The following is a 21,386-nucleotide window of genomic DNA, read 5'->3' on the forward strand; positions in this document are numbered from 1 at the left end:
CTAATCACCCGTGTTTAAAAAAATATTAATTGCCAATAGGGGAGAAATTGCACTGAGAATCATCCGTACCTGTAAGGAAATGGGGATCAAGACAGTAGCAGTATATTCCACCGCTGACAAAGACAGCTTGCATGTTCGATTTGCCGATGAGGCTGTTTGCATAGGACCCGCACCCAGCAGAGAATCCTATCTCAACATCCCAAGAATCATCGCGGCAGCAGAAATAACCAATGCAGATGCAATCCATCCTGGATATGGCTTTCTTTCTGAAAACGCCGAATTCTCCAGAATCTGTGAGGAATATGGAATCAAATTCATAGGCGCCAGTCCTGATATGATCAATAGGATGGGTGACAAGGCTACGGCCAAAGCCACCATGAAAGCTGCAGGAGTTCCCACCATTCCGGGATCTGTGGGGATCTTGGAAAACATGAATGATGGTGTGAAAATCGCCAATGAAATGGGTTATCCCGTCATCTTGAAAGCAACTGCCGGTGGCGGGGGCAGAGGAATGAGGATTGTAAGGGAAGAAGCGGGCTTCAAAAAAGCCTGGGATGATGCCCGTCAAGAATCTGGTGCTGCTTTTGGAAACGATGGTCTTTACCTTGAAAAATATGTAGAGGAACCCAGACATATCGAAATCCAAATCGTGGGAGATAGTGCAGGCAAGGCGTGTCATTTGTCGGAAAGAGATTGCTCAATCCAAAGAAGGCACCAAAAGTTGATTGAAGAAACCCCCTCGCCTTTTATCACTGACGAATTGAGAGAGGCCATGGGAGCCGCCGCGATAAAGGGTGCCGAAGCCATCGCTTATGAAGGTGCCGGAACCATCGAGTTTTTGGTGGATAAAAACCGGAATTTCTATTTCATGGAAATGAATACCCGGATCCAGGTAGAGCATCCCATCACGGAAGAAGTTACAGATTTTGATTTGATCAAGGAACAAATCAAGGTGGCTGCAGGTGAGAAAATCAGTGGGAAAAATTATTACCCTAAACTTTTCGCCATGGAATGCCGAATCAATGCTGAAGACCCGACCAAGGACTTCAGACCAAGTCCTGGGAAAATCCTGAATCTTCACATCCCCGGCGGACGTGGAGTAAGGGTGGACAGCCACGTTTATGCTGGCTATATCATTCCACCAAACTATGATTCCATGATTGCAAAACTGATCGTAAGTGGTCAATCAAGGGAAGAGGTGATCGTCAGAATGAAAAGAGCTCTGGAAGAATTTGTGATTGATGGCATCAAAACTACTATCCCATTCCACATTGCACTTTTGGAAGATGAGCAGTTCAAGGCTGGTAATTTCACTACTGCTTTCTTGGAGACTTTCGATTTCTCATTGATAAAAGGTTAAGCTGGTTTCGAAGGCAATATACGGGAACCTCCTGAAAGCCATTTAATTCAGTAAAAAACGGTTGGTTTTCCAATCATTTAAGTAAAAGAAGCCATTTCGAGATTTTTCTTGAAATGGCTTCTTTTTTTAGCATTACATCATTCCGAAAATCGATTTTTTTTAATTTTTGTCCCACAAAAACCAACTCAAACCTTCTTCTATATTTTTATATAATTATTCATTTTTTTTCGATTTTATTTGCGAACTTAATTTTTCCAAATACCTAAAAAATGAACATTTTTAGATTTTTATGTGCAGCACTGTTTATCCTCTTTTTGGGGAGTGGATGTGGTGTTGAGAAGAAAAACGAAATTCATTTATTTGAGAATGAACAATTAAGCTACAATTTCCATATTCGCCCCATTCTTTCAGATAAGTGTTTTGTGTGCCATGGCCCTGATGGCAATAAACGGGAAGCGGGATTGAGGTTGGATATTCCGGAAGAGGCCTATGCAGCACTGAAGGAAAGCCCTGGCAAGCACGCCATCATCCCCAATGAACCATCAAGATCCGAAATCTTCCTAAGGATTAGTTCCCTGGATCCCAATGAGATGATGCCTCCACCGGAATCCAATTTACAATTGAGCAAAGAAGATATTGAAATGATCAAAAAATGGATAGAACAGGGAGCCGAATATGAACCCCATTGGGCTTTTGTTCCTCCTAAGAAATCTATCGTCCCCAAAATCAACAACAGTGATTGGGCAAGAAATGAGATTGATTTTTTTATTGCTTCCAAAATGAATCGGGTCGGATTGAAACCAAATCCGGAGGCAAAAAGTCTCGAATTGCTAAAAAGAATCAGCTTGGACATCACAGGACTTCCTCCCACAATAGAATTGATCAAAAAATTTGACCAGGACAACAGTGATCAAGCCTATGGGAATATCATTGATTATCTATTGGGACAACCGAGTTATGGCGAAAAAATGGCTGTGCTGTGGATGGATATTTCCAGGTATGCAGACTCTTATGGCTATCAGGATGACAATATCAGAACACAATGGCCTTACCGCGATTGGGTGATTCATTCCTTTAACAAAAATCTTCCCTATGACCAATTCATCACCTGGCAGCTGGCAGGTGACCTTCTCCCAAATGCGAGCAAAGAACAGATTCTTGCCACCGCATTCAATAGAAACCACAAGTACACCGAGGAAGGTGGGGTCATCGAGGAAGAATACCGCATCGAATATATCCTTGACAAAACCAATACTTTCAGCAAAGGATTGCTCGGCATCACCATGGAATGTGCGCAATGCCACGACCATAAATACGATCCATTTTCACAAGAAAATTACTACCAGCTATTTTCTTTCTTCAACAATACCCCCGAAAAAGGCTATGAAGGGGATGTGAGCCAGTCCAAACCTGCCAAAACGCCAATCCTCTGGATAGAAAGAAATGATACTGATCAATTACTGAACTTCGTCAATCATCAGGATACCAGCAAATTGATGGTGTCGGTCATGGATGAATTGGAAACCAGACGCCCCACCTACATCTTGGATCGAGGAGTTTATGATGCCCCCACCATTGAGGTATTCCCCAACACCCCAGAAAGTGTGTTTCCCTTTCCTCAGGATTTTGAGAAAAACCGTTTGGGATTGGCAAAATGGACCGTTGACAAGAAAAACCCATTGACAGCCAGAGTTTTTGTCAACTTGGTGTGGCAAGAAATCTTCGGAAAGGGGATTGTCAAATCCACAGGAGATTTTGGAATGCAGGGGGAGCTCCCCTCCCATCCAGAGTTGTTGGATTGGTTGGCCGTGGACTTTATCGAAAACGGTTGGAACATCAAAAGACTGGTCAAACAAATCCTCAGTTCTTCCACTTACAGGCAATCTTCAAAAATAGAAAAACAAAAACTGGACATTGATCCTGACAATACCTACTTGGCCCGCTCCTCCAGAATCCGCCTTTCCGCAGAAAACATCAGGGATTTGATCTTGGAAAGCAGTGGTCTTTTGGTAAAGGAAATCGGTGGTCCAAGTGTCAAACCCTACCAACCAGAGGGGCTATGGGAGGCGGCCACATCTGGCCGAGGAGAACTCAAAACCTACACGCAGGACAAAGACGAAAAACTTTACCGACGTGGACTCTATACCTTTATCAAACTCACCTCTCCCCCACCAATGCCCATCATTTTTGACGGTTCCAACCGGGATCAATGTGAAGTCAACAGGGGAAGGACCAATACACCTTTGCAGGCATTGGTGATGTTAAATGACCCTTTGGTCCTGGAAGCATCCAGAGTTCTTGCCCAAAATTTAAACCGCAGCACGAAAGACTCGGAAAGCAAAATCGGGGTTGCTTTTCAAAGGATCCTCTGCAGAAATCCGCAAGCGAACGAGTTAAAAGTATTGACAGCCTATTTCAAGGATGAACTTTTGAGGTTTGAAGGCAATCCAGAAATTATCACTCAATTGGTTCAGGTTGGGGAATCGCCATTGGCGGAAAAGGAGATCACCCCTGAATTGGCAGCCATGATGCAGGTCGTGACAGCCCTTTACAATTTGGAGGAAACCATAACCAAGATTTGAGATGGAAAAGGAAATATTAGAAAATGGGCTGAACCAAAACAGACGGAAATTCCTATCAAAAGTTGGGCTTGGAATTGGGAGTTTGGCCTTGGGAAGTTTGTTGATCCCTGATCTGTTCAAAGGAAATGCCGGATTGGATGAAGAAGCCATGATGGCAGCCCTTCCACATTTTGCGCCCAAAGCAAAGAGAATCATTTACCTTTTCCAAAATGGAGCGCCTTCTCAACTCGAATCCTTTGATTACAAGCCCCTGCTCAACACCTATATGGGGCAGGAATTACCTGAATCCATCAGGAAGGGCCAGAGATTGACCGGCATGACATCAGGCCAAAGTTCCTTTCCGCTGGTGGGCTCCTATTTTGGTTTTCAACAATATGGGGAAGCAAAAGCATGGATCAGCGACATCTTTCCCCATACCGCCAAAATCGTGGATGATATCTGCATCATCAAATCCATGCACACCGAAGCCATCAACCACGATCCGGCATTGACCTTCTTTCAGACTGGTGCCCAAGTGGGTAACCGGCCAAGCATGGGCTCTTGGTTAAGTTATGGTTTGGGAAGTGAAAACAACAACTTGCCTGCCTTTTGTGTGCTGCTTAGCAGAGGAAAGGGAAATGGCCAGGGCGTTTATTCCAAATTATGGACAAATGGTTTTCTGGATTCCGTCCACCAAGGGGTTCAGTTTTCTGCCAGCGAAGATCCTGTCTTGTACCTTGGTGATCCCAAAGGAATGAGCAGACAGGACCGCAGGAAGATGCTGGATCAAATCGCTTCTTTGAATCAAATGAATTATGAAAATTTTGGCGATCCTGAGATCAATGCCAAAATCCAGCAATATGAAATGGCATTCCGAATGCAGACGGCTGTACCTGAAGTCACTGACATTTCGAAAGAACCCGACAGCATCATCAAACTTTATGGACCCGATTGTCTCATCCCGGGCACTTATGCAGCCAACTGCCTGTTGGCAAGAAAGTTATCAGAAAACGGTGTCAGGTTCGTCCAACTTTACCATCAAGGCTGGGACCAGCACGGCAACCTGCCCAATGAAATGGCCAATCAGGCAAAAGATGTGGATCAGGCATCCGCGGCATTGATTACCGATTTGAAACAGCGGGGCCTGCTGGATGAAACATTGGTTATTTGGGGTGGAGAATTTGGCAGGACAAATTACTGTCAAGGCAAGATTTTGGCGGACAACTATGGAAGAGACCATCACCCTAGAGCATTTTCCATTTGGATGGCGGGAGGCGGAGTCAAACCCGGCATCGTTCATGGCGAAACGGATGATTTTGGATACAACATCACCGAAGACCCTGTTCATATCCATGATTTTCAGGCGACCATCTTGCATCTTGCTGGCATCGATCATGAAAAAATGGTCTACAAACATCTGGGTAGAAGATACCGGTTGACTGATGTCTCTGGTAAGGTGGTAAAGCAAATATTGGTTTAATGGCAAATTTAACTTCAATGGTATGCCGTTAAATTCCCGCTTGGTTTCGATTTCAGAAAATGCACTTATTGCAGCACACGGTTTTATTCTAATCTTGATTATTGGACAAGACAGGATTCAACTCCCGGCCATTCTGGAAGTGGTGGGAAGGACGCACCCCTTATTGTTACACTTCCCGATCGTATTGCTTCTGATTGGAGTTGTACTTGTACTATTTCCGAAAATCCTTTCCGAATCCAAACGGCCCAAATTATTGACCAGTGGGATATTGCTTCTGGGTCTGCTATTTTCTGCCTTTACGGTTATTGCTGGATTGTTCCTTGCCACTGAGTCCGGTTATGAAAGATCGGATATCCAAAACCACCAATGGACAGGAATTCTGGTTTTTTGGCTAGGATCCCTTTTGTACTGGAGTTTTAAAAAAGATTTTGTGCCAGCCAATAAAATCATGGCGATAAGTTTGGCTGTTTGTATCCTGATTGCCGGCCACCTCGGTGCTTCCCTTACGCATGGAGAAGATTTCCTTTGGTCTCCTTTGAATCAAAAAACGCTTACCTATACTCCATTTGAGGAAGCTTTGGCATACGCGCATGTCATCCAACCCATCTTGGAACAGAAATGCGTCAGCTGTCACAAAGCTTCCAAGAAAAAAGGGGACCTTCGACTAGATGAGCCAGAATTCATTTTGACTGGGGGAGAAAATGGGCCGGCAATCGATTTTGAGAAGCCTGAAAACAGTCTGCTCCTCCGACACATCCTGCTCCCCTTGGAAGACGAGGACCATATGCCTCCCAAAGGGAAAATGCAATTGTCAGAAGATGAAATCTTATTGATCCAAGCTTGGATTAAGGATTCGGTACATTTTGAAAAAAAACTGGTTCACTTTAACGCGGAGAGTGAGTTCCTTTTATTGGCGAAGTCTAAATTCCAAACACAAAAAAACACCTATGATTTTGCCGCCGCAGATCAGGAACTTGTCCAATCGCTCAATAATTTTTATCGACGTATCCAGCCCATTCACCCCCAATCTGCTGGTTTGGAGGTTAATTTTTATGGGAAAGAAAATTTCAATTTAGAAGAAATCAAAGGCTTAGAGCCCATAAAGGAACAAATCGTAAGCATCAACCTAAGTTACATGCCTTTGAAGGAAATGGACATGGCTGTTTTGGCTGCATTCAAAAACCTTGAGAAATTGAACCTGAATTTTACAGGAATTAGGGGAAATACACTTCAAATCCTAAGTGGGTTAAAAAATTTAAGAAGTCTTTCTCTTTCGGGAAACCCAATAGCTCCATCTGAGGCCAAGGCACTTTCAGGCTTGAAGCAATTGGATTTTCTTTATCTATGGAACACTTCTCTTCCCGAAGGACAAATTAAAGAACTAAAAGCATCCTTGACCAATACAAAAATTGAGATCGGTTTTCAAAATGATGGGATTCTGTACGTCTTGAATCCCCCTATCATCGATTTTGATAAAACTATTTTTTCAGATCAAACCGAAATCCGGCTGATGCATCCAATTGAGAGCACGAAACTTTTTTATACACTGGACAATACTCCACCAGACAGCAGTAGTTCCTTAAAATACGAAAAACCGATTGTTTTGGAAAAATCCAGCACTTTGCGGGCCAGGGCTTTTGCAGCAGGCTGGTTGGGCAGTCCTGAGGCTTCAACGGTTTTTCTTAAATCAGGGAAAAAGCCAGATTTCCTCAATTTAAAATTTCCTCCGAACGCAAAATACAAAGGCAAGGGAGTAGAAACATTGTTTGACCTTCAAAAGGGGGATTTTGATTTTGGTTCGGGGAAATGGCTCGGATTTCAGGAGAATCCAATGGACCTCCTCATGGAGTTTGATCAGCCTAAAACCATCAATGAAGTTGCCATTAGCCTCTTTTTGGATGAATCCTCTTATATTTTCCCTCCCTCAACCATTGAAATATGGGTGCGGGAATTGAAGGGGGAATGGAGAATTTTCCGAAAAGACACCCCCGACCAACCCAATCAAGCCGGTGATAAGAGGTTGAATTTGATAGCATACAAAATGGAGCAATTACAAATTGAGGCTTTGAGATTGAGAATACTCCCAATCAAGTCTTTACCAAAATGGCATCCCGGCGTTGGTCAGAAAGGCTGGGTATTTATTGATGAAATTCTTTTGAATTAAGCAAGATCAAAAATTAATGGAGAAACGGGTTTGATGGCATCTCGGTAAGAATATGAAATGTCCTCAAAGGGAAATCCCGAATCAAAATCAAACTTTTAATTCGACAATTGGATCTTTGAATAAATTAAATATCCAATTTCGAAAATGTTTTTGGTGCCCTGATGTTTATTTTTTTTTTATTTAAAAATTGATTTGATTTAGAAAAAGCTACTCAATCGCCAAAGAAGCACCTCTAAAATCATCTCCTTCCACAAATCTCAAAATTGCGTTCATGGATCAATAGATCCCTATATCAATGAAAAACCCAACAATATTGATTTTATTTTCTTGATTTTTTCAGGGAAATGATGGTGAACAAAAAGCTTATCATTTGGGAAACCTCGTGGAAGTAGGTTTCAATTCACAGGCTTTGATTTTAAAACGTGGTATCAATATTGAATAAGGGACCATTATAGAATGAACGCCCCCTTTTAATTCTCATTGAATTCACCCAAACACTCCTTTATGAAAATCTACATCAAATATATGGTGAGCATGCGATGTAAATTGGTCGTTAAGGAAGAATTGAAAAAATTAGGAATTGAAATAGTTCAGATTGAACTTGGATTAGTCGAGATTTTTGAACCTGTTTCAGACAGCCAATATGAAAAGTTGAAGAAAAATCTTCTCTTAACAGGCTTGGAAATGCTTGACGACAAAAAAAGTATCCTCATCGGAAAAATTAAAAATGTGATAATTGAAATGATCCATTACTCAGATGATGTACCCAAAATCAATTTTTCTGATTACCTCAGTAAAAAATTGGATTACAACTACACCTATCTCTCCAATATTTTTTCTGAGGTAAATGGCATCACCCTTCAACAGTTTATCATTAACCATAAGATTGAAAGAATCAAGGAATTACTTCTCTATGAAGAGCTCAATTTGACAGAAATTGCACATAAATTACATTACAGCAGTGCCGCCCATTTATCCACCCAATTCAAAAGGGTTACGGGCTCTTCTCCATCAGATTTCAAACAAATGAGGGAAAAACGCTTGATTAACTTGGAAAATCTGTGATTTATGTAAACTAAACCAAATAAAATGTAAGCCTTACTTTATGAAAACTTTACAAATTTAAACTTTGAAATAAAACAAAAATCCTTCCGGGTTTTTGAAACTTTAAAATCGAAAAAATGAGAAAAATTAGACTCAGTTTAATGGCGATAATGCTCTTTTTGGCATTCAATCCCATTGCATTGCAAGCCGAATCAAGCGTCAAATCTGTGCCTGCCCACACTGGCAAAGCTGTGATGTCCGAAAAAGCCAATGTATTATTGACCAGATTGGATGAAATCAACGCTTTAGACAAATCCAACCTGAGTTCTTTGGAAAAGAAGGAGATGCGAAAAGAAGTTCGCGCTGTAAAAGAAGAATTAAAAGCTGAAGGCGGAGGAGTTTATCTTTCTGTTGGTGCTTTAATATTGGTAATCATTTTATTAATCGTTTTACTTTAATCAACATGGGAAATTTACTTTACATTGTCGCAGTAGTATTGATCATTTTATGGCTTGTAGGATTCGTTGGATACGGAACTGGCGGGATTATTCACGTACTCTTGGTTATCGCCGTTATTGCGATTCTTCTAAGAGTAATTCAAGGAAGAAGAATTCTTTGATAAATTTCGTTTAAAAATTGACCAAACCAAAAAGACGAAAAAGGATTTCTCCTTTTTCGTCTTTTTGGTTTTACAATAGGCAGAATCTGTCATTTCAGACAAAATAAGCTCACAGGAACCTCCTTTTCACCTGAAAACAAAACTTGTTTGGAATTTTAATACTTGCAGAACATCACCAAATTTGATTCTCTTAAATTTTTTCCGCAAGGAGTTGATCATGATAAAAAGCAATATTTTGCTTTATCTTATCGTCCAGTTCAGGCTCTTTGATATCCACATATTTCGAAATTTCATCATAAATGGTTTTGGCCACAATATACCTTGCTGTTTCTTTGGAGTCTGCCGGCACAATATACCAAGGTGCATTTGGGCTGGATGTTTTGTTGATGGCTTCTTCGTAATATTCGTGGTATTTGTCCCACAAAGCTCTTTCTACCAGGTCCCCAGGTGAAAATTTCCAATTGTGTTTTTCTTTTTCCAACCTTCGGACCAAGCGTTTTCTTTGTTCTTCTTTGCTCAAGTGAAGGAAAAATTTCAATACGATGGTTCCATTTTGTACGATATGATTTTCAAAATTATTGATTTGTTCAAACCTCCTTTCCCAAAATTCCGGAGTTACATCTTCTACTTCAAGTATATCCGGTAGATTCTCGTTGAGGAGATATTTTGGATTCACCCTTGTGACCAAAACATTCTCATAGTGGGTCCTATTGAAAACCGCATACTTGCCTCTTTCCGGCAAAGCAATGGTGTGTCTCCAGAGGTAATCGTGTTCAAGTTCATTGGAACTTGGGGTTTTGAAACTGTGAACCACCACTCCCCTCGGATTAAACTCCTTAAAGACCTCTCGGATCAAGCTGTCTTTTCCTGAAGTATCCATGCCCTGCAAGCAAATCAACACCGCATATTTATTGTGGGCGTACATCACGTCTTGGTGCTTGCTTAGTCGCCCCCTGACTTTTTCCAATGCCTTTATTTTTTTACTTTCTGATGCATCGATCTCCAAGAAGGTTGGTAAATCATTTAATTTGATGGGGAAAGTGACTTTAAAGTCTTCTGGTTTTATACTTTTCATGGGATTGGCTTAAATGTTTCAAACAATATCTCAACAATAAAACAAATGGAGGCAAGAAAGATCAATATAACAATTTGCGGATTCAGGTTTCCTGATTTTTAAATTTTATATTAGTTTTAGAACCATTATTAAATTATATTTTAGATAAAGTATGCTTTGATTAAATAAAATATCTAAAAACAAAACATCCTATGCCTCCAACCCTGCAGCCCACCACCACACTTCTTCAGGAGCGTTACCTTTCTTTGGACGTACTCAGGGGACTTACCATCGCCCTTATGGTGGTCGTAAATACTCCCGGAAGTTGGAACCATATTTATGGACCATTTACCCATGCTGATTGGCATGGGTTCACGCTCACGGATTTGGTCTTTCCGACTTTCCTTTTTGTAGTAGGAAATGCAATGGGCTTCAGCATGAAGAAGCTGGAAAAAGCTGGGACGGAAATCTTCTTGAAAAAAATATTCAAAAGGACAGCCGTCATTTTCCTGATCGGATGGGGGCTTAACGCTTTCCCGTTTTTCGAATTTACTGAATCCGGCCAAATTTCAATGATCAATTGGGGAGAGGTCCGTCTTTTCGGGGTCTTGCAAAGAATCGCGCTCTGTTACCTTTTGGCATCAGTCATTCTTTATTATTGGGGAAAGTTGGGGTCGATTTTATTCTCAGTAGTCGCTTTACTCGGCTATTGGGCAGTCATGTATTTCTACGGAGAGTCGGGCGATCCTTACTCCCTAACTGGAAATGCAGCTTTAAAACTTGACCTTTGGGTGGTCGGCGCAAAAAATCTCTACACCGGAGAAGGAATCCCGTTCGATCCAGAAGGCATTTTGAGTACTATTCCCGCAGTAGTCAATGTAATCGCAGGTTATTGGGCCTCTAAATTGATCCAAAAGGTAGGCAATAATACCAAAACCATAAAAGTGATCGTGATTACCGGTATTGTCTTTATTCTGCTCAGCCTTGTTTGGCACTTGTCATTCCCCATCAATAAAAAAATCTGGACAAGTTCCTATGTCTTGTTGACGGTGGGTTATGATTTGATTCTTATTGGGGTTCTGATTTATATCATCGAGGTTTGGAAAAAGAAAAAATGGACCTATTTTTTCGTGGTCTTTGGCCGCAACCCATTGATATTGTATATCCTATCGGGAATACTGATCAGTATCCTCGGGATCATTCCCATGGGGGATCAAAGTTTGAGTGGGTACATCTACGAACAAGGCTTTTTGCGATGGCTTTCCTTCAAGGATGCCTCTTTGATGTTCGCCTTGGTTTACACCGCGACGATCTGGCTCATTGGGTTTTGGATGGATCAAAAAAAGATTTATATCAAGGTTTAGATCAAATGGGAAATATCAAGTTTTCGGGACAGATTTGCTCTCCCCAGAAAAAAAGGGGACGCGAAATATCTGGGTTTTACAGGATGGATAGGGAGTTGGACGGTGTTTTGCTTATGCTGTAATTGAAAAGATCAGAACATTATTTTAAAAATTTTAGCTTTCCAAAAGTATAAACGGTTAATTTTGCAATTCGAAATCCTCAAATAGGAATGTACCAAATAAAGAAACTTATTGTTTGTCTGGATCAGAGTGATTTGGACAAGACTCTGGTAAAATTTGCCTCATTTATTGCCAATGCAAATCAGACCAAGAAGATCTATTTCACCAATGTGATCAGAAACCTGAACATTCCAAAAGATGTTTTGGAAGAATTCCCTCATCTCATTGAGAATATGGTTGAGGAAAGAAAAAATCAGATGAAGAGTTTGGTGGAATCCAATATTTCCATTTTTAAGGATATCGAACTTTCTTATGTAATCAAGGAGGGGCAGCTTTCCAAGAAGATACTCAAATTGGCACATGAAAAATCTGTCGACATGATCATTGTAGGCAGAAAGGTGAACTTACCCGGGACTGGAGTGATATCCCAAAGATTGGCCAGAAGAGCCGGTTGCTCTTTGTTGATTATTCCAGAAGGTGCCGTTCCGAAAATAGATAGACTTTTGGTCCCCAGTGATTTTTCCGATTATTCAAAAGATGCCATGGAGGCAGCCATTTTAGTCAGTGAGAAATATGGCGGAATGGCTGAAATAGTCTGTCAAAACGTTTTTACGGTTCCATCGGGGTACCATTTTACAGGAAAGAGCTATGAGGAATTCTCGGCCATCATGCTGATGCATGCTGAAATAAATTTCAAGAAATTCATCCGTAAAATTGACACTAAAAACATTAAAATCACCCCCGTCTATACCAAGGATGATGATGATGATCCTGTAGAAGAAATCCTTCAAAAAGCCAAAGATGTCCATGCCGATGCCATTATTATCGGAGCAAAAGGGAGAACTGCAGCTACGGCTTTGTTTATAGGCAGCATGGCCGAAAGATTGATCCAATTGAATGATGAATTTCCGCTTTTGGTCACTAGGCCCAAGGGTAAAAATGCCGGGATATTGGATTACATTTTAGAAATTTAACCCGAAACAGGTATTGCGCTTCCTACTGGGCTTTGAAACTTTAAGAAAATCAGGCTTTTGTGAGAGCGTGTCGTATTTATTATCGATCAATTGAAATCAATCTAGGATACTACTGACTGATTATTAAGCAATCTCAGGCTGGAACGGGAAGGGTAATGCATAACACGGGTTTTATTGCAGTACCACATTTAAAAACAATCGTTTAATTGGCCGGAGAAATCGATTTCCTTTCAAATGTGTATTTTTTTGAATTTGATTTTCTCGGAATACCGACCCTACTTTAAACCTCTGTCCAGCTTGGCAGTCTAAGGAAAGCATGACTTCATTGAGTGATTTAGAACTATTAAATTTAATCAGCGATCCAAAGACGCAAGAAAAGGGATATCGTGTTTTGATTGCGCAATACCAAAAAAGAGTCTATGGCATTATCCGCAAGATGGTCATTGTCCACGAAGATGCCGATGACATCTGTCAAAACACATTTATAAAAGCATTCAAGAACATCCCTAATTTTAAGGGGAATTCCTCCTTGTTCACTTGGCTGTACAGGATCGCCACCAATGAAAGCTTGAATTTTTTGGAAAAGAAAAAAAGGAGATTCTTCATTCCCATAGAGGATCATGAAGAAGTCATGGTGAATTATATCGATCATTCCAGCCATATCGATGGCGATGAAATACAGAGAATCCTTCAAAAGATACTCATCAGCTTGCCCGACAAACAAAGGCTGGTCTTCAATCTCAAATATTTTGAAGACCTTGGTTATGAGGAAATCAGCCAAATCACAGGAACCTCAATTGGGGCTTTGAAGGCAAGCTATCACCACGCAGTCAAAAAAATAGAAAATCAATTGCAAACCAAATAAACCTCTTCGGGATCCCATTGTCTAAAAGGAGCAACATGGAAAATTTACCAAAAAACGATATTTTCAAAATCCCGACGGGCTATTTTGATTCCCTTCCGGAAAAAATTCTGGAAAAAAGAAAGCGGAAAAAAACCAGAATGCTCTATTTTCAAAGCATTGCCGCTGCTGCGGTGGTCGTGATTGGAATGTTCATGTTTTTGCTTCCCAGTAAACCTTTGGAACAAAACAGCATGGAGGCCAACCTTGATGCCGAAGTGAACCTTTACATCAATGCTGGCTACTGGAATGCCGAGGATATCCTCAGTTTTTCCGACAACCCAAACTCCATTCTGGATGAAATCATCCAGACAGAATGGGAGGGATTTGATGAGAATGATGAATATCAATACCAAGAAGAGTTTTGGTTTTAAATCAAGAAAAAATGAAAAAAACATATCTAATATTGTTCAGCTTGATGGTTTTGGGAATAGGCAATGTATTCGGCCAAAGACCACAATCGCAATACGACAAAGAAAAATTGGAGTCTGCAAGAGTCGCATTTATCACAAATAGACTGGATTTGAAGCCTGAACAAGCCGAGAAGTTCTGGCCTGAATTCAACAAGTTTTCAGAAGAAAAAAACAATCTTATGGATCAGCTCTCTCAATTGAACCGTGCTTCGGATGGTACGATCAGTGAAGGGGAAGCCTCCAAAATGCTCGATCAGAAATTTGCGCTTCAGCAAAAAATCCTAGATCGAGAAAAAGCCTTCATGGGGGAAATCACCAAAATCATCAGGCCTACCCAAGCGATCAAACTAAGCAGTGTCAACCGGGAATTCACCAGGCATGTTTACCGAATGAATCAAAAAAGAAACAAGGACTAAAAATAAAAAGGAAGCAGCCGATTGGGCTGCTTCCTTTTTTTCCGGCATGATCAAGGGGTTTTCTTAAGAAGATCTCTGATTTCTGTCAACAAAAGTTCTGATTTGGTTGGTGCCGGAGGAGCAACTGGGGCTTCAACAGGTTTCTTTTTGGTGGAATTAATTGCTTTGATTACTAAAAAAATCACAAATGCGATAATTGTAAAATCAACCACATTCTGGATAAAGCTGCCATAACTCAACAATACAGCTGGCATATCCACACCATCTGCAGTTACATAAGCCTCTTTGAGTACGACGGCGAGGTCTTTGAAATCCACCCCTCCCAATAGCATACCCAATGGGGGCATGACAATGTCGTTTACAAAAGAGGCGACGATTTTCCCGAAAGCTCCACCGATGATCACCGCCACGGCAAGGTCAATTACATTGCCCTTGATGGCAAACTCTTTAAATTCTTTTAACATACCCATAGATTTGATGGTTAAGATTTACATTTGTTTGGTTAAAATAAAATATAGTGAAAATACAATAAATGAATCTATACCTTCTTTCGCAAATTTCAAAGTGGGTAATCGTATTTTACCTAAATGCCGTCATTGAAAGCATAAAAATGGACAAATTAACTTTCCTTATATATGAACTACCCAATTGCCACTATAAAATCAAAATCCCTTGAAATTCATGACCATAAGAGACAGGATGATTATTTCTGGATGAATGACAGGGAAAACCCAGAAGTCATTCAGTATCTGAGGGAGGAAAACGAATATTTGGATCAATCACTCAAAGAAACCGAATCTTTCAAAGAAAGCCTTTTTGAGGAGATGAAAAGTAGGATCAAGGAAGATGACGAAAGCGTCCCCTATTTCAAGGATGGATATTTCCATTATCACCGCTTTCAAAAAGGTGATGAGTATCCTCTTTTTTGCAGAAAGAAAAATTCCCTGACAGAAACTGAAGAAATCATTCTCAATGTCAATGAATTGGCCGAAGGGTACCAATATTTTCAAGTAGGCCAAATCAGCCTTTCCACCGACCAAAAGATCCTTGCCTATGCAGAAGATCATGTAGGCCGCAGGATCTACACCCTCAAATTCAAGGATCTGAAAACAGGCCTGCTTTTGGAGGACAAAATAGAGGGTGCCTCCGGAAATATGGTCTGGGCAAACGACAATAAAACGGTGTTTTACACCCGTCAGGATGCGCAAACCCTGAGATCCTTCCAAATCTACAGGCATGAATTGGGTGAAAACCCTGAGAATGACCTCTTGGTTTATGAAGAAAAGGACGACACTTTTAACTGTCATGTCAGTAAAAGCAAATCCAAGAAGTTTTTATTTATCCAAAGCCACAGCACAATTTCTTCAGAATTCAGATTTCTTTCGGCCGATGAGCCAAATGGAACCTTTGAAATGTTACAAGAAAGAGTCCCCGATCTTGAATACCAAGTGGAGCATTTTGGTGAGGATTTCTATATCTTGACCAATGCCAAGAAGGCCACGAATTTCAAATTGGTGAAGGTTTCCATAGAAAATCCAGGCTTGGAAAATTGGATTGAGGTGATTCCCCATCGGGAGGCCGTTTTGCTTGAGAGTTTTGAAATATTCAGAAATTTCCTCGTCTTGGAAGAGCGCTTTGAAGGGCTTACCAGAATAAGAATTAAACCCTGGGAAAAGAAAGATTCATTCGATTTGGATTTTGAAGAACCCACCTATACCGCATGGATCGGCCACAATCCAGAATTCGAAACCGATGTGCTTCGTTTTGGTTTCAATTCCTTGATAACCCCTGCATCTGTTTTTGATTACAATATGATTACGGGGGAGAAAAAACTACTCAAGCAGCAAGAGGTAGTGGGTGGATATGATGCAATAAAATTCCAATCAGAAAAGATTTGGGCTATTGCGGAAGATGGTGTCAAAATCCCTATTTCGTTGGTGTATAAAAAAGACCTGTTTCAAAAAAACGGAAATAACCCGCTCTTACAATATGCTTATGGATCCTATGGATACAGCACCGACCCGACCTTCAGTCCAAGTCGCTTGAGTTTGTTGGAACGTGGATTTGTTTTTGCGATAGCGCACATTAGGGGTGGCCAGGAAATGGGGAGACAATGGTATGATACAGGCAAGATGCTCAAGAAAAAGAACACTTTCACTGATTTCATAGCTTGTTCAGAATACCTCATCAAAGAAAAATATACTTCACCCGAACACCTCTATGCCATGGGCGGAAGTGCTGGAGGACTTTTGATGGGCGTGGTGATCAACTTGAAACCGGAACTGTACAAAGGTGTGATTGCAGCTGTGCCATTTGTGGATGTGGTGACGACCATGCTGGATGAAACCATTCCCTTGACCACCGGAGAATTTCATGAATGGGGGAATCCCAAAGAAAAGGAGTTTTATGATTATATCCTTTCCTACTCACCCTATGACAATATCGAACGGAAAGCCTATCCCAATCTTTTGGTAATCTCGGGACTCCATGACAGTCAGGTGCAGTATTGGGAACCCACGAAGTGGGTCGCCAAACTCCGCCAACTCAAGACAGACAGAAACCTCCTGTTGCTTTCGACCAATATGGAGGCAGGCCACGGAGGTGCCTCAGGCCGGTTCAAGGCATTGAAAGAATTGGCCTTGGAATATGTGTTTCTATGCCATTTGGAGGGACTTAAAAAATAGTCAGTCGGGTCTATGCTTTGGTATTGGCCTTTGATTAAATATAATCAAGTCCAATAAGAAATATTTAAAATTCCCTAACTTTGATTCTCAAACCTATAAAACTTCACTATGAAAATTGCATTGATTGCCCATGATGGGAAAAAAGCCGACATGGTGCATTTTCTCAGCGGATTCAAAAATGAGCTTCAAGGTGTCAATGTGGAGCTTGTAGCCACAGGAACCACCGGCTCCCATATAGAAAAGGCAGGTTTTAAAGTTCAAAAATTATTGTCAGGCCCCTACGGCGGCGATGCACAGATCGCGGCCATGGCTGCGCAAAAGGAATTGGGACTCATTATTTTTTTTAGAGATCCCTTGGATAAACATCCACACGAACCCGATGTTCAGATGCTGATGAGGATCTGTGATGTACATAATATTCCTTTGGCCACAAATCCAGCCACCGCAGAAATAATGATCAAATACATAACCACCCAACTTGAATGGAACCAAAAACTATAAAAAGAATAGGCGTACTCACATCCGGTGGGGATGCTCCAGGAATGAATGCAGCCATTAGGGCGACTGTGAGAGCAGGATTTTATTATGAACTTGAAATGTACGGGATCTACCGGGGCTACGAAGGGATGATCAATGATGAAATCAAAAAACTCGATAGCAAAAATATCACCCATATTTTGGAAAGAGGCGGGACCTTTCTGAAATCTGCAAGAAGTGCGGAATTCAGAACCCAAGAAGGCAGAAAAAAGGCCTATGACAACCTTGTCAAGCATGGAATTGATGCACTTGTGGTCATCGGGGGAGATGGATCATTGACTGGTGCACATTTATTTTACAAAGAATTTGGGATTCCAGCGATCGGTCTACCAGGTACCATTGACAATGACTTGTCCGGGACGGATTCCACCATAGGATTTGATACGGCTTGCAACACGGCGATTCAAGCGATCGATAAAATCCGAGATACAGCGACTTCCCACGATAGGCTTTTCTTCGTAGAAGTGATGGGCAGAGATGCAGGATTTATCGCCATCAATACAGGTATAGGAAGTGCTGCTGCAGCCACACTCATTCCCGAGAAAAAAATGCCCATTGAAAGATTGATAGAAAGACTTAAGGCAAGAACAAAAGCCAAGAAACAATCCAATATAGTCATTGTGGCTGAAGGAGGAAAAAGTGGTGGGGCGGCTGAAATCGCCAAAAAAGTCAAAAAACAACTTCCTTATTACGACATTAAGGTGACGATTTTGGGGCATTTGCAGCGGGGAGGGTCACCTTCATCCTTTGACCGTGTCCTTGCAAGCAAACTTGGCGTGGCAGCCATAGAGGGCTTGCTCCAGGGGAAATACGATGTGATGGCTGGAGTCATCAACCACAAAGTTGTCTATACCCCGATCGCAAAAGCCATTGTGGGAGACAAAGAAGTGGATGAGGATGATTTCAGGGTTGCCAAAATACTTTCTACCTAAAAATAAAAAAAGAGGCTGAAAAGCCTCTTTTTTTATTCCTTTATTTTTCAAGCACGATTGATGAATATGGAGGCATGGAAATACTGCCATCATCCGCTTTTGACATTCCGAAGGAATAGATCAAATTCTCATATCCTTCCGGCAGTGCAATGGTAAATCCCTGATCACTCAGATTGTGGACTACAAACAGATTTTGATCCTTGTGATTTCTAAAGTAGGCCATAATTGGCTTAGGTAAATCCTCAGAGTACAATTCCAAATTCCCCAAAGCAAGTCCCCTATTCGTATTCCGCACTGCGATGATTTCCTTGTAGTGATTGAAATAACTTGTACTCATTGATTTTTGGATGGCCAAAGGAGTGACCATTTCGTCAATGGAATAAACAGGTTCCATCCAAGTGGTTCTCCCTTTATCATTTGCTTGAATATCCCATAAAAACGGCTCTCGGATGTTTTCATCAGGCTTTCTTCCCAACATCCCGATTTCTTCCCCATAATAAAGATAAGGTGCACCAGGCATAGTCATGAGAATGGCGATGGCTTGTTTCAGTTTTCTGGGATTTTCATTCAAGGAATTCAAAAGTCTCGGTTGATCGTGATTGGATGAAAAAGTTGCGTCTATAAAATCGGGCGTAATGCCCAAATAATAATCAAGTATTTCTTTTTGTTTCTCCACCAACAAACTCCCGTTACTTTCCTTGAAAGCATCTATCAGGGTATAATGAAAGTCAAAATTGAACAATGCAGGCAATCCGGGTAAATATGGGGCCACCACTTCTTTCATATCATAAACCTCACCCACCAAATAAACGTCAGGCTTTATTTTCTCCATTTCAGATCTGAACTCAATCCAAAACTCGTGATTGTCCACAGGCCTATCATCAGGGAAAACATGTTTGGCAGCATCAAGCCTAAATCCATCCACTCCCATTTCTTCCAACCAAAACCTTCCAATTTCATAAATTTCCTTTCTCACCTTTGGATTGTCAAAATTGAGATCAGGCATTCCTCCTATAAAAAATCCGTAATAAAAGTCCTCTCCAGAACCTGGGTTATGCCATTGACGAATATTGTCACTGTCCAGGGTAATTGTTTTCTTATTCAAATAGGCAGAAATGGTGTCCTTCTGCGCCCATACATAATAATCCCTGTAAGGATTATCCCTTCCTTTCTTTGACTCCAAAAACCAAGGATGCTCGCTACTCGTGTGGTTGATGATCAAATCAATCACTATCTTAATGTCTCTTTTGTGTGCTTCCTTCATCAATTTTTTGAAATCCTCCAAAGTGCCGTAATCCGGATGAATGGCTTTGTAGTCTGTCACATCATATTTATGATAGCTTGGAGAGGGCATGATGGGCATAAACCAAATGGCATTTGCGCCGAGTTCTTTCACATGATCCAGTTTCTTGGTGACTCCATTGATATCACCAATACCATCCGAATTGGTATCATAAAACGATTGTATAAAAATTTCATAAGTAATACCGGCATTCGGCCAGTGGTTCTCCAGTTTACCGTCTCCAGAATTTTTACAGGAAACCGCGACAAAAAAAATAAAGCAATAGATAAATATTTTTTTCATGAATTTTTGTTTTAAAAAGGAAAAAGCCACCCAAAAGCGGCTTTTTCCTCACTATAATGCGTCTATTTTAATTCCTATTCACTGCATTGAGCATATCAAAGGCCACTTCAAGTCTTTTGACGAAGCTCTCCTCTCCTTTTCTCAACCAATTTCTTGGATCGTAATATTTTTTATTCGGACTATCGGGTCCATCAGGACTTCCTAATTGGGTTTGTAGGTAACCTTCGTTTGATTTGTAAAATTTCAAAACACCTTCCCAAAATGCCCATTGCATATCGGTATCGATATTCATCTTGATCGAACCATAACTGTTGGCCTCTCTGATTTCTTCCAAAGTAGATCCTGATCCACCATGAAAAACAAAGAACAAAGGTTTGCCTGTGGTTCCGAATTTTTCATTGATGTAATCTTGGGAATTTTTCAGAATGATTGGTTTCAAACTTACATTTCCCGGCTTATAAACACCATGGACATTTCCGAATGCCGCAGCGACAGTAAATAGGTCTCCTACTTGCTTCAGGTGCTCATAGGCATAAGCCACTTCCAAGGGCTGGGTATACAGTTTCGAGCTGTCAATATCCGTATTGTCCACTCCATCTTCTTCACCTCCTGTGACACCAAGCTCAATTTCAATGGCCATTTGAAGTTTGTTGAATTCTTTAAAGTATTCAACGGATGTGGCTATATTTTCCTCCAATGTTTCTTCGGAAAGATCCAGCATATGAGAACTGAACAAAGGTCTTTTGTACGCCTCATAATATGATTTTCCTTCTGCAAGCAATCCATCTATCCAAGGAAGTAATTTTTTGGCAGCGTGATCGGTATGCAATACGACTGGTACACCATAAGCCTCAGCCATTTGGTGAACATGCAATGCACCTGAAACACCACCAGCGATACTGGCTTTTTGATTTTCATTGCTCAATCCTTTACCCGCAAAAAACTGGGCACCTCCATTGGAGAATTGGATCATCACAGGTGAATTCACTTTTTTGGCTGTTTCCAAGACAGCATTCACCGTATTGGTATTGATTACATTGACCGCAGGCAATGCAAACTCACTTTCTTTTGCATATTCCAGCAAGTCTTTGAGTTCTTCTCCGTATTTTACTCCCGGTTTGAATTTCATAATTTAGATT

19 protein-coding genes are annotated in these 21,386 nt (G+C 41.0%); 15 read left to right on the plus strand and 4 right to left on the minus strand.

Annotated features, from left to right (window positions below):
* The first annotated feature begins 10 nt into the window (after window positions 1-10).
* The 7 genes from accC to Q7J63_RS20345 all read left to right on the plus strand — a co-directional run bounded on the left by accC (window position 11) and on the right by Q7J63_RS20345 (window position 9,228).
* Window positions 11-1,360 (plus strand): acetyl-CoA carboxylase biotin carboxylase subunit, encoded by a 1,350-nt coding sequence (accC, locus tag Q7J63_RS20315; protein ID WP_019597110.1) that lies wholly within the window; start codon window positions 11-13, stop codon window positions 1,358-1,360.
* Between the two features lie 269 nt (window positions 1,361-1,629).
* Window positions 1,630-3,942, plus strand: a complete 2,313-nt coding sequence (locus Q7J63_RS20320; RefSeq protein WP_304888824.1) for a PSD1 and planctomycete cytochrome C domain-containing protein — start codon at window positions 1,630-1,632, stop codon at window positions 3,940-3,942.
* A 1-nt stretch (window position 3,943) separates the two neighbouring features.
* Window positions 3,944-5,401 (plus strand): DUF1501 domain-containing protein, encoded by a 1,458-nt coding sequence (locus tag Q7J63_RS20325; RefSeq protein ID WP_019597112.1) that lies wholly within the window; start codon window positions 3,944-3,946, stop codon window positions 5,399-5,401.
* A gap of 22 nt (window positions 5,402-5,423) precedes the next feature.
* Complete coding sequence (locus Q7J63_RS20330) at window positions 5,424-7,565, plus strand: c-type cytochrome domain-containing protein (RefSeq protein ID WP_304888825.1); 2,142 nt, start codon at window positions 5,424-5,426, stop codon at window positions 7,563-7,565.
* Window positions 7,566-8,069: 504 nt separating this feature from the next.
* Window positions 8,070-8,630 carry an AraC family transcriptional regulator gene (locus Q7J63_RS20335; protein WP_304888826.1) on the plus strand — a complete coding sequence of 187 codons (561 nt, stop codon included), beginning with the start codon at window positions 8,070-8,072 and terminating at the stop codon, window positions 8,628-8,630.
* Window positions 8,631-8,746: 116 nt separating this feature from the next.
* Window positions 8,747-9,067, plus strand: coding sequence for a hypothetical protein (locus Q7J63_RS20340; RefSeq protein WP_304888828.1), 321 nt, complete (start codon window positions 8,747-8,749; stop codon window positions 9,065-9,067).
* A gap of 5 nt (window positions 9,068-9,072) precedes the next feature.
* Complete coding sequence (locus Q7J63_RS20345; RefSeq protein WP_019597117.1) at window positions 9,073-9,228, plus strand: lmo0937 family membrane protein; 156 nt, start codon at window positions 9,073-9,075, stop codon at window positions 9,226-9,228.
* Between the two features lie 190 nt (window positions 9,229-9,418).
* Here the strand turns inward: Q7J63_RS20345 and Q7J63_RS20350 are convergent, their stop codons facing one another.
* Complete coding sequence (locus Q7J63_RS20350) at window positions 9,419-10,303, minus strand: PPK2 family polyphosphate kinase (protein ID WP_304888830.1); 885 nt, start codon at window positions 10,301-10,303, stop codon at window positions 9,419-9,421.
* A gap of 191 nt (window positions 10,304-10,494) precedes the next feature.
* On the opposite strand from Q7J63_RS20350, the gene Q7J63_RS20355 reads away from it, so the two are divergent.
* From Q7J63_RS20355 to Q7J63_RS20375, 5 genes are all read left to right on the plus strand, one after another.
* A complete protein-coding gene (locus tag Q7J63_RS20355) occupies window positions 10,495-11,646 on the plus strand; it encodes an acyltransferase family protein (protein ID WP_304888832.1) in 1,152 nt (383 codons plus the stop codon).
* A 209-nt stretch (window positions 11,647-11,855) separates the two neighbouring features.
* Window positions 11,856-12,779: a universal stress protein gene (locus tag Q7J63_RS20360; RefSeq protein WP_019597120.1), complete on the plus strand. Its 924-nt coding sequence runs from the start codon at window positions 11,856-11,858 to the stop codon at window positions 12,777-12,779.
* Between the two features lie 316 nt (window positions 12,780-13,095).
* Window positions 13,096-13,644: an RNA polymerase sigma factor gene (locus Q7J63_RS20365; protein WP_019597121.1), complete on the plus strand. Its 549-nt coding sequence runs from the start codon at window positions 13,096-13,098 to the stop codon at window positions 13,642-13,644.
* Between the two features lie 35 nt (window positions 13,645-13,679).
* A complete protein-coding gene (locus Q7J63_RS20370; RefSeq protein WP_019597122.1) occupies window positions 13,680-14,054 on the plus strand; it encodes a hypothetical protein in 375 nt (124 codons plus the stop codon).
* A gap of 11 nt (window positions 14,055-14,065) precedes the next feature.
* Window positions 14,066-14,509, plus strand: a complete 444-nt coding sequence (locus tag Q7J63_RS20375) for a hypothetical protein (protein ID WP_031326977.1) — start codon at window positions 14,066-14,068, stop codon at window positions 14,507-14,509.
* A gap of 50 nt (window positions 14,510-14,559) precedes the next feature.
* Here Q7J63_RS20375 and mscL read toward each other — a convergent pair whose 3' ends face one another.
* On the minus strand, window positions 14,560-14,979 hold the full coding sequence (gene mscL, locus Q7J63_RS20380) for a large-conductance mechanosensitive channel protein MscL (RefSeq protein ID WP_026333542.1): 420 nt from the start codon (window positions 14,977-14,979) through the stop codon (window positions 14,560-14,562).
* A 165-nt stretch (window positions 14,980-15,144) separates the two neighbouring features.
* On the opposite strand from mscL, the gene Q7J63_RS20385 reads away from it, so the two are divergent.
* The 3 genes from Q7J63_RS20385 to pfkA all read left to right on the plus strand — a co-directional run bounded on the left by Q7J63_RS20385 (window position 15,145) and on the right by pfkA (window position 18,662).
* Window positions 15,145-17,193 (plus strand): S9 family peptidase, encoded by a 2,049-nt coding sequence (locus Q7J63_RS20385; protein ID WP_304888835.1) that lies wholly within the window; start codon window positions 15,145-15,147, stop codon window positions 17,191-17,193.
* A gap of 108 nt (window positions 17,194-17,301) precedes the next feature.
* Window positions 17,302-17,694 carry a methylglyoxal synthase gene (locus Q7J63_RS20390; protein ID WP_019597126.1) on the plus strand — a complete coding sequence of 131 codons (393 nt, stop codon included), beginning with the start codon at window positions 17,302-17,304 and terminating at the stop codon, window positions 17,692-17,694.
* Window positions 17,676-18,662 carry a 6-phosphofructokinase gene (pfkA, locus tag Q7J63_RS20395; RefSeq protein WP_019597127.1) on the plus strand — a complete coding sequence of 329 codons (987 nt, stop codon included), beginning with the start codon at window positions 17,676-17,678 and terminating at the stop codon, window positions 18,660-18,662. The genes Q7J63_RS20390 and pfkA overlap by 19 nt, the downstream gene beginning before the upstream one ends.
* A gap of 40 nt (window positions 18,663-18,702) precedes the next feature.
* Here pfkA and Q7J63_RS20400 read toward each other — a convergent pair whose 3' ends face one another.
* Both Q7J63_RS20400 and fbaA read right to left on the minus strand, forming a co-directional pair.
* On the minus strand, window positions 18,703-20,247 hold the full coding sequence (locus Q7J63_RS20400; RefSeq protein ID WP_304888838.1) for an alpha-amylase family glycosyl hydrolase: 1,545 nt from the start codon (window positions 20,245-20,247) through the stop codon (window positions 18,703-18,705).
* A gap of 67 nt (window positions 20,248-20,314) precedes the next feature.
* Entirely contained in the window at window positions 20,315-21,376 is a 1,062-nt protein-coding gene (gene fbaA, locus Q7J63_RS20405; RefSeq protein WP_019597129.1) for a class II fructose-bisphosphate aldolase, read from the minus strand.
* Window positions 21,377-21,386: the final 10 nt, after the last annotated feature.

The sequence above is a fragment of the Rhodonellum sp. genome, from assembly GCF_030656585.1.
In the GTDB taxonomy this organism is placed as follows: Bacteria; Bacteroidota; Bacteroidia; order Cytophagales; family Cyclobacteriaceae; genus Rhodonellum; species Rhodonellum psychrophilum.